At 54.9% G+C, this 13702-nt stretch carries 5 protein-coding genes and 1 pseudogene; 2 read left to right on the top strand and 4 right to left on the bottom strand.

All coding sequences use genetic code 11. The features are described 5' to 3' along the window. The first annotated feature begins 494 nt into the window (after nucleotides 1–494). A complete protein-coding gene (locus tag KRR55_RS16540) occupies nucleotides 495–4907 on the top strand; it encodes a glycosyltransferase (protein ID WP_217390415.1) in 4413 nt (1470 codons plus the stop codon). Between the two features lie 496 nt (nucleotides 4908–5403). Next, nucleotides 5404–6341: pseudogene (locus tag KRR55_RS20415) on the top strand (IS110 family transposase); the annotation flags it as partial. A gap of 101 nt (nucleotides 6342–6442) precedes the next feature. On the opposite strand, the gene KRR55_RS16530 reads toward KRR55_RS20415, so the two are convergent. The 4 genes from KRR55_RS16530 to rfbA all read right to left on the bottom strand — a co-directional run bounded on the left by KRR55_RS16530 (nucleotide 6443) and on the right by rfbA (nucleotide 13281). After that, complete coding sequence (locus KRR55_RS16530; protein ID WP_217390413.1) at nucleotides 6443–7801, bottom strand: alginate O-acetyltransferase AlgX-related protein; 1359 nt, start codon at nucleotides 7799–7801, stop codon at nucleotides 6443–6445. Between the two features lie 141 nt (nucleotides 7802–7942). Continuing rightward, a complete protein-coding gene (locus KRR55_RS16525; RefSeq protein WP_217390412.1) occupies nucleotides 7943–11023 on the bottom strand; it encodes a glycosyltransferase in 3081 nt (1026 codons plus the stop codon). A gap of 66 nt (nucleotides 11024–11089) precedes the next feature. After that, on the bottom strand, nucleotides 11090–12403 hold the full coding sequence (locus KRR55_RS16520) for a BNR repeat-containing protein (protein WP_217390411.1): 1314 nt from the start codon (nucleotides 12401–12403) through the stop codon (nucleotides 11090–11092). 2 nt (nucleotides 12404–12405) lie between these two features. Next, nucleotides 12406–13281 carry a glucose-1-phosphate thymidylyltransferase RfbA gene (gene rfbA, locus KRR55_RS16515; protein WP_217390410.1) on the bottom strand — a complete coding sequence of 292 codons (876 nt, stop codon included), beginning with the start codon at nucleotides 13279–13281 and terminating at the stop codon, nucleotides 12406–12408. Nucleotides 13282–13702 lie beyond the last annotated feature (421 nt).

Below are 13702 nucleotides of genomic sequence, written 5' to 3'. Positions count from 1 at the left end.
GAGGCGTACCGTCTACAACAATATCCGTCATCGATAGATGTTTTGGTTAACGTAAACGTGGTCGATCCATTTGATGTCCTCTGCTGCGAGTTTCTTGAGTTCTAGCTCACAGTTGCAACTCCCCCGATATTCGGGAGTTACAACAACCTTGGAGCCACTATCAAATGAAGATCTTTCCTCAAGGAAAAAATCTTGATTCCTTACCCTGCGCCGGCGGAGGGCCCGAGACCCGACGCATGTTGACCAAAGGCAACTTAATCCAAAGCTGCCTAGCCAAGAACTTCATCTGGTTCATGGGCACCGAAAATGTTGGTTCAACACATCCAGCCGTAGGAATCCTGCATTGACGGTTAATGACACCAGAACCGAACCTATATGCCAGATATCCCTCGTATTGACTCCAGTTACGATATTAGGCAAGCGCCTACAGCCTGTTAAGATAGACGTGTAACGAACATACTGACGACGTAGACTGTGGAGACTTGGTAACACTTATGGTTGATGATTCGAAATCAAGTAAGCAGATCCCACTCAAAAATGTTCAATTCAGTTCCGAATCTAACATCAGTTCAAGCGTATCGCCCGCTGAAAATCTTCGACTCCTTCGCAAGAAGGATCGCCAACTTGCTGGTGCACAAGCAGAAATTATGAAGCTCAAAGCTGAAACCGTTGCTCTGCAGAAACGACGAAACGAGCTTGTCAAACAAAATGCAAAGCTGAAACGGGAGCTCAGTCAAGAAAGTGCAAGTCGGGGCAATGAGGCCCAAACTCGCGTCAGGCTCGAAAAGTATCTGGCAGCCGAAAAGGATCGCGCCACCAAATACAAGTCTGCTTACGACCGACTGAAGTCACATCCATTCCTACGGCTCTCCCGTGCAGTTACCGCACCAGCCAAGAGTCTGCTGGGACGCAGTCAAGGAAAGCCCGTCGTGCGCGCAGCTACCTCGGTAGGTTCCATCTCGGCTTCACTTGGTCCGGAAACAAATGAAAACCGACCGAACGTCATATTAGCCGAGGTCGCTCATAATTATAGAGTGGCCGGCAATGCTTCAGTTGCCCAGAAACTCGCACGCAAGCTGCCTCCCGGCTATGACGTCACTAAGTCAGACCGCATTCTCCTCGACCAAATTGATGGCGTTGTGAGGCTGCTGGATCGAACACCCAGGATTCCAGACGCACAGCACGGAATCGGATACGTTCCTCAACCAGACCGCGTCATGTACTGCGCCCACAGCACTGGCGGTTTCAACAGCAACGGATATTCGACCCGCACGGCAGGCATTACACAGGCCCTTGCGGAACTGGGAACGGACATCTTTGTCGCGGCCCGTCCAGGTTATCCCTGGGATGCAAAGACAAACGAAAAGGCGAAAAGCAAAGCCCGGTTTGAGACTGTTTCCAACGGCGTACGTACCGTATACAACCCAGGAACTTCTTGGTCACAACGGGCACTTGACCAGTACGTCCACGAGGCCGCAGACATCTATGCTCGAGAGGCGATGATCAATCGGCCTTCGAAGATCGTCGCAGCATCAAACCACGTGACCGCCTTGCCCGCTCTTATCGCGGCCCGGCGACTCGGCGTTCCCTTTGCCTACGAGGTTCGCGGTCTTTGGGAAATCACCGAGGCCTCCGGCAAGGACGGATATGAAGACAGCGAACGCTTCGCCCTGGCCGTCAAACTCGAGACTCTCGTGGCTACGAACGCCGACCACGTTTTTGCGATTACAACACAGGTCAAGGACGAACTGGTAAGGCGTGGAGTCGATGCTAGCAAGATAAGTTTATTGCCCAATGCTGCCGACATCTATGAGTTTGCACCACTCCGCCCCGAAGCGGCATTTGCTGCAGACTACAAATTGGAAGGTGGCTTCACTCTCGGTTATGCCGGCAGTGTCCTGGAATATGAAGGCCTAGACCTTGCCATCCGCTCCGTAGCAGAAATCGTCAACGCTGGCGAGCCAATCAAGCTAGTCGTTGTCGGCGACGGGCCTGCCTTGGCGGACTTGAAAACAATGGCATCCGAACTTGAACTTGGTGATTCGGTTCAGTTCCTGGGACGTGTGCCCGCATCTGAAGTTCCACGTTTCATCGAGTTGTTCGATGCCGTTGTCTGCCCCCGTGTCAGCTCAATCGTTACGGAGATGGTTTCTCCCCTGAAGCCACTGGAAGCCATGTCTGCCGGAAAACCAGTCATCGCGTCCGACGTAGCCCCGCTGGCGGATTTACTCGGCACTCATGGAACGCGGGGTGCCTTGTTCAAAGCCGGGGACGCCTCGGATCTGGCCCGTGTAATCCGGGAACTTGCGGGCGATAGGGCGAAACGCAATGAAATGGGCCGCGAAGCCCGCATGTGGATTACCAAGAACCGTTCATGGGCCACGATTGCCCGGCAGCAACTGGAAGGGCTATCACGAGCCACTACCAGTGCAGACGTTCCGGGAAGCAAGCCGTTGGGCGACATGACCATCGCGCTTATCTCGGACGAGTTCACCAGAACCAGTATGCAAGGGGACGTTAACCTCGTGCTTCCCACGCCCACGAATTGGAAGGCCGTCTTCGAGGGCTCGGACGTTGACCTGCTCTTCGTTGAATCCGCGTGGGAGGGCAACGATGGCGCCTGGTCTCGCAAGGTCGGCTACTACGATGACGAAGAGTGTCGTGAATTGAGGGCTCTCATTTCGCACTGTCGTTCAGTCGGTATTCCAACAGTCTTCTGGAACAAGGAAGATCCGGTTCACTTCAACCGGTTCAGGAAAACTGCAAAGTTCTTCGACCACGTTTTCACGACTGATGCCAACTGCCTCAAGGACTATTGGGGGCACCGCGGCGGCCACCTCAAAACCTTGGCTTCGCTCCCCTTTTGGGCCCAGCCTAAAATCCACAACCCGCTTCCATCGGGCGAAGGTAAAAACCACACAGTAGCGTACGGCGGTTCGTACTACGGCGAACGCTTTGAGAAGAGGTCCAAGGAACTTGTAGACCTTTTGGACGCAGCGATCCCCCAAGGGCTGACGATCTATGATCGCCAGTTTAATAATCCCGAATCCCCCTATGTGTTCCCGGAACATCTTCAGCAATATGTACAGGGCGGCCTGCCCTACTCTGAGATGCTGAAGGCCTATAAGAACCACCCGGTACACATCAACGTGAACTCCGTTTCCAACTCCCCCACCATGTTTTCCAGGCGTGTATTCGAACTGGCCGGATCTGGAACACCAGTTCTTTCGGGACCGGGGCTTGAGATTGGCGGCCTCTTTGGAACTGCCATTCCATCCGCCCTGTCTCAGGACGAGACAGAGGAACTGGCTTCGCAGTGGATGACGGATGAGCCTTCACGCATTAACGCTGCCTGGGCAGCCCTACGAGTTGTTTACCGCTCACATCTGTCCACGCATCGACTTGCCTACGTGATGCGTATTGCGGGGTTGTCCGTCAACGTACCGGAGCTGCCACGATTCATTTTGGAACTGGACGAACTCACCGAAGCCTCTGCCTTAGACGTTTTGGAACAGAGCCAACGACCAATCGCCGTGGTGGCGAGGATTGTTTCGTACCCCGAAGCCTCGAAAATCTTGGCACAGCACGGAATCGATGTCCTGGGCGCAGTACCAAAAGACGCCAAGGTTGCCATCGGCAGCCTCGGAAATTTCCTGAAAGACGCGCACTTGGCCGAAGACTTGGTGACAGCTATGCACTACAGTGGCTGCCGAACCGCGTCGATCGACGCAGGTGAAGCATCTGAAGAAAGTCATTCTCTGTGGCAGGTTCGTCCGGCAAACCATGGGCCTGCGACGATGGTGGGCAACGACGTTGATTCAGCCGACAACGTAACTGTTCGCAGGGTGCCGGTCAACCAAGAGACAACTGCCGGCAACGTCGACTCACTCTACGCAGGCGTCGATGAACCATTGAACATCTTGGTGGCCGGCCACGACTTAAAATTTGCCACTGGAATCATGGACGAGCTGGCGGCTGCAGGACACAAGATAGCGGTCGACAAGTGGGCCGGACATTCTCAACACGACCCCGAGCAAAGCCTAGTACTTCTTGAGGACGCGGATGTCATCTTCTGCGAATGGTCGTTGGGCAACCTTGCCTGGTATTCGCAAAACAAATTACCGGGACAACGACTGGTATCTCGTTTCCACTCACAGGAGCTCTTCACCAATTACCCGACTCAGGTCGATTTTGAGAACGTCGATCAGATCATTTTTGTTGGGGAGTTCATAAGACGCGTCGCCATTCGCAAGTTTGGCATCCCGGAGTCGCTGACGTCAGTGATCCCTAATGCCGTGGACCTTGCTTCACTAGATCTGCCCAAGACTGCCGATGCGCGCTTCAACCTTGGGCTGGTGGGAATCGTGCCAGAACAGAAGCGCCTTGACGTCGCACTAGACCTGCTGTCGCTGCTAAGGGCCACCGACGATCGATACAAGTTGTTCATTAAGGGCCGCCGTCCGGAAGGCTATCCTTGGATGGCGGCACGTCCCCAGGAAATGGCGTACTACGAGGCACAGTACGAACGCATCGAGAACGATCCAGCCCTGCGCGGCGCAGTTACATTTGATGAACATGGCAATGACATGCCTGAGTGGTTCCGGAAGATCGGGGTTGCTTTGTCCGTTAGCGATTTTGAGTCCTTCCACTTCACCCTGGCCGATGGTGCTGCATCCGGAGCCGTTCCCGTCATCTTGTCTTGGCCAGGTGCGGAAATGATCTACCCAGATGCGTGGATTTCAAGATCCATAGGTGGGATGTCGGACCGCATTTTGAAAGCGGCCGCGACCGAAGCGACGTTTGCGAGCGAAGGAACTGAGGCTCAAGAATTTGCTCAGAGCGAGTACCGCAATGAAAATACACTTGGTGCCTTGGCCAGCGTAATCACCACTACCTTGCTTCCATAGCTGTCTGCGACGCGGTCTTCGAAGTGGTTCACATTCGTTGACCACGTCCAACTGCGCATCATTCCCAAGTACAAATCTCGGTTCACCCGTTGTGGGCGAGTCCCGTCCCTTGAAGCCGCATCTAGCTGTGATTCTCATGAGGTTACCAGAGGCTGTTTTGTGTGGAATGCTTGCGATCAACCATCTGAATGATTACGGGGAATATCACGAAGGCGGCTAGCCAAAATCAGCACCAAGTCCCCCTGGCAGGATCGGTCCTGGCCGCTCCGCTCCGCCTGGATGTGACTCAAAAAACGCTGACCTCAAAGTGTCTTGCCGGCGACTTGTCCATCCATCGAGGCGGGTCGGCCGGCACCTGCCCGGCCCACCTCGGTGACTTGATCAGAAGGTTGTCCGCCTATGGGCGTGGCTTGTCACATTGTTCCGAAGTGACCTCTACCCGGACTGGTGCCGGCCGGCAGCGGCCTTGACCATTTCCGTGAAGAGGAAGGTACGCATGACCGCCATGTTTATCGTCACGCATTCACACACGTTTGCCGACGGTGTCGACACTCAGGCCCGCAACCACGTTTACGCCATCATCGCCGCCAAGACCGGTGAACTGGTCGAAACCAAGGATTTTCCCTCCTAAAGTGCCGGCATGAGCCGCGCCATCGCCGGGGTGGCCCGCCGCATCGGCGCCAACCTTGCCGCTCTGAGTGGTCGAGGGCGCGGCTTCCTACGGCGACATCCTCGCCGTAACAGTGGCCGCCGAAGGGTGCCCGATGGTCGAGGCGGCCTGGATGCACGCTCGGGCCCACCTCGGGGTCGGCAAATCCGACGAACTCGATGCTCATCGGATCCCCCCGGCCGTGCTGCCCTTGGAGGAAGGGCGATTCTGCCGACCCCGCCTGGATGAAGTCATCCGTGCTCCCTGAAGGTCTTGGTTTCAGCCCGCGACGCCATGACCGGTGAGCGGACCCGGGCCGCGAACGCGCTGACCGCCCTTGTGCGCATCAACGAGCTTGGCCTGGACGCCCGCAAGGCTCTGAGTGCGTTGCAGATTGCCGAGGTGTCCCGGCGCCATGCCCGGGACGAGGAGTTCGCGCTCCCATCGCTCGTGCCGAAACTGTCCGGCTGGCGAAGCGAAGCGGTGAGCTCGAGCAGGAATTGTCCGTCAACAATAAGCAGATCACCGAGCTGGTCAAGGTCAGCGAAGCCGCGCCGTTCCTGGAGGTAAAGGGCTTCGGTGCCGTCACGGTCCCCATGAGCCTGACAGTGTGGTCCCACCCGAGAGGAGTGCATTCGGAAACCGTATACGCGTCCCTCACCGGGCTGAATCCGATCCCGGCTGCATCGGGCCACACCGTCCGTTATCGGCTCAATCGCGGCGCCGACAGGAGCCTGAACTGGGCACTGCACATGGTCTCGATTTCTCGGATGAGCTATGACGAGGCGCCGAACACCGCTTGCCAAACATAGAAGGGTCGTGCCGGTCAACGCCGGGAATACGATGGGTCCCCGGATGGTTGCTGGGGCCCTTCTCTGCGTTGCTGTTAGGTGGACGGGAATCGACCGAGGAACCTTTCGATTGTTTGGGCGATCACATAGTCGGGCTTCGCCGTGTCGATGTAGTCGTAGTCGATCTCGGGCTTCCACACAAGGTGATATTCGGCGAATAGTCGTGCAAACCACCAACCTAGTTTTGCCGGTGAGTTCGCGCTTTGCCCGAAGAATGAATTTCCGAAAACGACCACAGATTTTTGAATCGGTGCCTTGCTGTTCCGCCAGACCATGTGAGTTCCCAGATGGCCCTTGGCCGGGTTGTAGGCAGTTACGTTGTCAATCCCTTTACCGGATTCGGCCAGAAATTCTGGTTCTGGGTCGAGGTGCTCGTCCCAGAGCGGGAGGCCGAAGAACCTCTCGGCGAGGTCTCCGTCACGGTAGCTACGGTTCACCAGGGGCACGTCGTCCAGAACGTCTGTTACGCATCCGGGGAGTCCTGCAATCAACGCTCGGGTGATCGCGAGAGACCCGGCCGCCGAGTTATGCGAGTCGTTTCGCTGCCACGGCGGGATCGGTCCCTCCCAGTTTTCGAAGATGCCGAGGCCACTGATCCAGTACTGCTCGGATACTAGCGCTTCCTCGAGCTTCGCAAACAGTGGGGTCGGTCCGGCTATGTGCACCGGGGCCAGTTCCTTCATGGCCGTCAGCTTCTCGGGAATAACGATCTGAACGAACCCCATACCGTTTCCGGTGATCTTTTCGTTACGTTCGCGGATCAAGTTCACCCAGGCTTGGGTTTCCTGCGCCAACTGCTTTTGTTCTTCGAGGTCTTCTGGCTCCTTATATCGGGCCAGCAGGTTGTTTGACCCTTCGGTGAGGAAGATGTGTCCGTCATGACCAAGCTGGGCCGCATTGTCTCGCGATCGCAATCCGATGGGGAACTGCACTGGTGTCAGACGCCCGGATTGCCCAGCCTGCTTCACTTCTGCGGCGTAGGCCAGCGCCTCGCCGTAATCATTACTGGGAATGATGGTGGCGGAAGCAGAACCTGAGACTTTGCTCGACAGGTCAATAAGGGCGAGCCTGGTTTCAACTAGCTCACCGCCGCCGGACAACGGCAGAAGATGTTCCTCTCCATCGACAACTGTAACCACCCGTAGTCCGCCGCCCAGAACTTCTACCGCACTAATAGGGCAGGCAAGCTTGATAGCGAATGCACGATTCCTAAGACCTGTTGCCTTCAACACGTCCTCGCGCTCGCGACCAAACTGCGCCGAACCGAGTACCTTGCCGCCAACAGTCGCATGAAGGTCTGGCGTGATCCCGTCAATGGTCCGAACCCAACCGAGCACGTTTATGCGGTCAGTTGTAATTTGATCGACGAAGCCGACCCTGATTGCGATACTCATCCGGCTCTACTCCTAAGTCATTGCCAATTCGATCCCACTCTGATTGTGGGCTCGCAATTCCACGGCCTCGCTGAAACGGGACTACTCTGCTGCCCCACGTAACGTCCGACCAGACCTCTTTATCGATCCTCAAGGCATTCGTCAGACCTTGTACACGGCTGACTTCAAATTCCTCCGCAATAACCACTCGCGAACATCTTGAGTCAACGTTTTTGCTCTGGCTTCGAAAGAATGCTGTTCTAATACTTGACGAGCTTGGGCGGCCCGTTCTTCTCCCGTACCAAAAGCAGTGAGCCCTTCCGGGCTGCACAACCAGCGGAGCTCATCGAGCGACTCATAGACCTGCACCATGCTGCCGAAAACGTCTGTGAGTCCAGAAACTTGGTCAGAGACTACCGGTGTTCCACAAGCGATTGCATCAAAGATGCGGTTCTGGATAAAGCCTTGTTCTGCCATGTCCGTCCAGTGGTCCGCCAGGACGCGCTTCGAAGACCTGTAAAAATCCCCCAGCAGTTCATTCTTGATTCCCTCGGCCTCGTGCATCCGTGGCTCCAAAACATCAGCCCAGCCGTGGCCAATGATGCGGAGATCAATTCCGGAGACTAACGCGTCCGACACCACCTTTCGGTCACGGTTGTGCGTATTAGCCCCTACGAAGGTCGTTGGCCGTGATCTGTCATCTGTTCCGGGAGCTGGCAAATGGAAGCGACTAGAATCTGTAGCCTGAAGAAGAGGCTTAACTTCACGCCCACTGAGTTCAGTCATTTCCGCAGACCAAGACAATGAAGACGCGTAGACGAGATCGAAGGCTTGAACCTCTTCAACAGAAACGTCTTCAGGATGGCTGATCACCCAAAGGACATTTACCGTTCCCGGAATTGGCGATATTTTGTCCAGTCCTCGAATAACAAGGTTAACGTCGTCATATACCTGATCTCGGTCGACATTATGACCGTGACGGTATGTCACGACTTCACAATCGACTCCTCGCAGAGCATCGGCCAGGGAATTGACGTAGTGGGTATCGCCCCACTTATCGCCATTTGCGCCGCCCGTCGATGCCAGACGAATGCCCCAGCGCTGATTTTCAGGCTGCTTAGCACGCGTAACGATCGGCCGTGGAGACGGGATGAAGTTGTTGTCGCCACCCACGTGCGCCAATTCGAACCCTGCGCGAACGTACTTGTCCGTTTCCGGTGAGGGAAGCCGACCTGCCCACCGCTTCATAAACGCACTTCGGTTAGAGACGATATTTCGCCCACGCCCGGGCGTTTTGCTTTCATGGTGCGTAACCTTAGAACGGGGGTCAACAGCAAAGTAGCCGCCATTCTGTTCGATTGCTCGTAGACATAGGTCGATATCCTCCATTCCGTTGACGAAGAATGGATCAAAACCTCTCAGGCTTGCCACGTCCTTAGTTCGCCACAGCATGCAAGCACCAGTAATGGCCGAAAATTCGCTGTCCGCGACAGTTGCTGCATCTTCTGGAGGGTGATTGGCAAGGAAGTGACCCGGCAGCCGGTTCTCGGCCATGAAGACTGTGCCAGCTGTCTGGATGGAGTCATCCGGATACTGCAGGAGTGGCTGCACTGCGAGCACCTCTGGATTCTGCAATCTCTCCAGCAACGGTTCCAACCAGCCATCACGGACAATGGTGTCGTTGTTCAGGAAACATGTGAATTCGCCAGTTCCAAGGTAGGCGCCATAATTCGAGCCAACGGCGAAGTTCATATTGCGCGGTAGGCGTACGTATTTTACTCGTGGATCAGATTCAAGTAGCAGGCCAAGGACCACACTGTAGTGGTAGGCGGATCCGTTGTCCACTACCACCACCTCAATATCAACTGAACCTGAGCGATCAAGAACGCTTCGTACCGCTCGGACGGTCATCAACCAATCCTGATACACGGGCATCGAAATCGTCACGCGTCCCGGGACCGATGCGCGTTCTTCCATAGCAGGCCAATCGACTAAGTTCTTCCCCAGCACAACCCATTGCCACGAATCCGATTCGGACGTGGTAATCCGGGTTTCAGCTTCACGATCGTCCCAGTACTTGCAACCTATGAACGGCAAAAGACGAGGGACCGAGAGCTTTGCGATGCGAATAGCGAAGTCGTGATCTACCCAGCGTTTAAGCCCTTCGTCAAAACCCCCGGCCTCAACGGCCAGGGTTCGTTCGACCGTTAAAACATTGAGATCGATATGGTTCACGATCATCAGTTCGTCTAGTGCCCCTTGGTAGGCCCTATAAGAAACTTTTCCTCCATTATGAAGTTCCAAGCCAGCATAGACCGCTTGCGCGTTAGATTCGATTGCACCCTTGATCGACAGTTCAAGGTATTCCTCAGGCCATTCGTTATCGGTGTCGAGGAAAGAAACCCAACGACCAGTTGCATGGTTGAGTCCAAGGTTTCGGGCAGCGCACACCCCGCCGTGCTCCGCGGAAAGCAATGAAATGCGAGAATCGGAGGAAGCTAAGAGACGAACGACTTCACGTGTCGCGTCCGTAGATCCGTCATCAACAACGATCAACTCCCAAAAATCAGCAGTTTGACGCTGCACAGACCGGATAGCCTTTGCTATGACGTCTGCACGATTCCAGGCCGGCATGATGATACTAACGAGCGGCTCGCCGTTATCCGACGAGGGCAGACTAATAGACTTAACTTTTCCCCGCCATACGTCTTCTGCGGGTTTGTTCCACTGGTCTTTCATACGAGGTCGTGACTTGTAGGTTTGGGTTTTGATTGTAGCGACGATTTTCGATTTCGAACTCAGGACATTTTCCCAGACCCAATGTCCTTCAGGAAAGTCAACGACATAGTCGCCGGGAGCATGTTCTAAAAGCCATCCTAAAGTGCCTCCCGCGTGAGAGGCCACATCCCGAGAGGAAATAACATGGCCACTAGTATTGAGCATGCGGGGGACAAGAAGCGGTCCAAGAGACGGCTGGCCTTCAAGTGGACGTCGGAACCAGTTTAAGACTGGGCCGAGCTTTCCATCCTTCCAGGCCGCGCGCAAATGTCCAGGCCAAGACCGGACGTCCATGAGTGGGTGGGGGGACATTTCCTTCGACATGCCGAACGCGAGAAAATCCTCCGCGGCTGCATGCCAGCTAGAAAAGTATCTGTCGCTCTGGGCTGCGTACCAATGGCGATCAAAGATTCCTGAACCAAGCAAGAGATCTAGATCAGAATATTGATCGAATGTTTTAGCCATTTGTTTTCGTCCCCCATAAGAGTTGATATAGAACAATATTTTAATTTACGGCGCATGAGATGGGCTTTAAGTGCCTTGAGCAACCGAAGTGCCGATGATGGATAACGGGTGATAAGTCGGAACGTTGCTCTTCGGACGATGATCCCTCTGGTCGGGCACCGTTGCGTACGAAATGAACCACTCGCGGCTGTCATCCTCCGGCCGCCATCCACGGGCTGCTTCACACCGTTCAATCAACCCATCGGAACGCGTACTTCTACTCAATGGTCCCCCAGGTGCGGCCACTTCTGTAGAAACGAGGGTCAAGTCCGTGTCGAACGAGTAGGTCTGAACTTCTTCGTTGAGGCGTACGTCGACTGACAGACCACGGGTCGTCGTATATGGAACCCCAATTTCAATTTTGAAGTCCAGCGAACCTTGCCCTTGGAAGTTCCAGGCGAAGTTCCAATTCGTGAGTTGTCGTATGACCCAGCTCGAATCTTCAAATACGGCTGACCATAGTTGTTGCGAGCCGCTCGCATCCCGCTTATGGTAGAGCGCGATAGGGCGGTGATCCGGCATGAAGCCAAGCCGAACGTTAATGTTAATAAGCCCATGGCGCGGTGGCACCGGATCCACTATGCTCTGTTCATTTAGAGCAATCGGTCGATTCAGCGGACGGCCGTCCCCACTTCTCCACGCAACCAGGTCTTGACTGCACGCGTAGTTGATGGAGTGGGTCGACTCAGCGTCAGGTGAGTCCCGCCATACCCACAGCAAATGCCAGAGACCATCGGGCCCCAAGATCGGGGCGTTTGAGTCAGGGTAAGCGTTGCGTTTGCCGCCTCCGTCTATCAATGGACCATCACTAACCAGCTTGTGTCGCTGTTCAGAGTCATCCCAAATTACTGCCACGAAGTCGCCGTCGCCACTTGACCCGTTTCTATATGTGAAGACTATGGAGCCATCGGACGAACGGATGAATCTAGGATAAGTAATTTTCAGCTCGGCCTGGGGATCAAGCAGAGCATTCACTTTCGCCGGTCGAAATTCCTCGCTTGAGAGGTCGATTATCCAGTATTGCAGGGGCGAAGCATGCATGTTTCCCGCTACATGCAACTGGCCAGATCTATCGAACCCAAGGTCTACGTAGTTGTGACTGTCCCTTTTTGCACTGGAGTCGAGCTTCCTATAATTCCAAACTAGCCCGCCAATATTCCTGTCGGCAATAGTCAGCGTCCGCTCGGCATCGTAATAAGCGACCACCTGAGAATTCCTATACTGAAGCAACGTCGGTGGAATCGCCACATCTGAAACTGCAGCACCCACCACATCGATCGAGGAGATCACAGCATTGCCCCAAGGTTGGCCAACGCCATAGCTGATCCTCGGTACAGTCATTGCTAGTCGCCCTGACCATGTTCTATAAGGCTCAAGAGGTAACTCCCGTATCCACTTTTCACGAGACTTTCGGACAGTGTTCTAAACTCATTCGTGGTGATAAATCCTTGTCGCCAAGCGATCTCCTCGGGGGCGCTCAGCTTCTGTCCCTGACGAGCCTCGATGGTGCGAATGTAGTTAGACGCATCGTTCAGCGAATCAAACGTACCGGTGTCCAGCCACGCCGTCCCACGTGGCAGGATCGAGACCTTCAGCTCGCCCATCTCAAGGTAGCTGCGGTTAACATCGGTAATCTCCAGCTCCCCCCGCGGCGAAGGCTTGAGACCACGAGCTATCTCGACTACCCGATTATCATAGAAATACAGACCTGGCACCGCGTAGTTACTCCGCGGGTGCTCCGGCTTTTCTTCCAAGGAAATCGCGTTTCCTTCGCCGTCAAATTCCACGACTCCATAGGCGTGAGGATCAGCCACGTGGTAGCCAAATACCGCTGCTCCTTCGAGGTCGTTCAGGTTCTGAAGTTGCGTCCCAAGCCCCGAACCGTAAAAAATGTTGTCGCCCAGCACAAGAGCAACCTTGCCGTCACCGATGTGTTCCTCGCCAATCAGAAACGCCTGCGCCAGGCCGTCCGGAGATTCCTGGACAGCATAGGTCAGTTCTAACCCCCACTGTGAGCCGTCGCCAAGCAGCCTACGGAACTGGTCGGCGTCGTGCGGAGTTGTGACTAACAGGATCTCTCGAATACCAGCGAGCATAAGCGTGGCTAGTGGATAGTAGATCATCGGCTTGTCGTAGACCGGAACGAGCTGCTTGCTGATGCCTTGGGTGATTGGGTGCAGCCGCGAGCCCGTACCACCGGCGAGAATAATTCCCCTCATGAGCACAACAGTACGTGGCTGAGACACTGATATCGAAACTAGGAACACGCGAGGTCGAAACAAACTAATCGCGTAGACGTACTCCGAATCACATTGGAATCATAGGGATTCATGTGCGCAATCAGTAAATTCTGCATTTCTGCGGTGAGAATCAGCCACGGTCGGTGCATTCGTATCGAAACTATTACCGCGTCAGGTAAACGTTGTCCGATTGATTATTTGGTTGCAAATGATGACCTCTCGCAGCCACAGTGCGGTGTTTCCGCCAGATGATGTAGCGGCTGTACATGCTGGCTTTTTCTCGGTAGGTGCGGTGGTCCGTGCCATACAACGCCTAGCAGCGAAGGGCGGTGGGCGGGGTTCGATCCCGCCAAAATCAACCCGTAATCCGTATCTCTGTGATAATCATTTCAGCTCATCG

It is taken from the genome of Paeniglutamicibacter quisquiliarum, from assembly GCF_019084045.1.
Lineage (GTDB): Bacteria > Actinomycetota > Actinomycetes > Actinomycetales > Micrococcaceae > Paeniglutamicibacter > Paeniglutamicibacter quisquiliarum.
The sequence above is the reverse complement of the archived record's forward strand: the minus strand, read 5'-3'. Positions and strand labels throughout refer to the sequence as shown.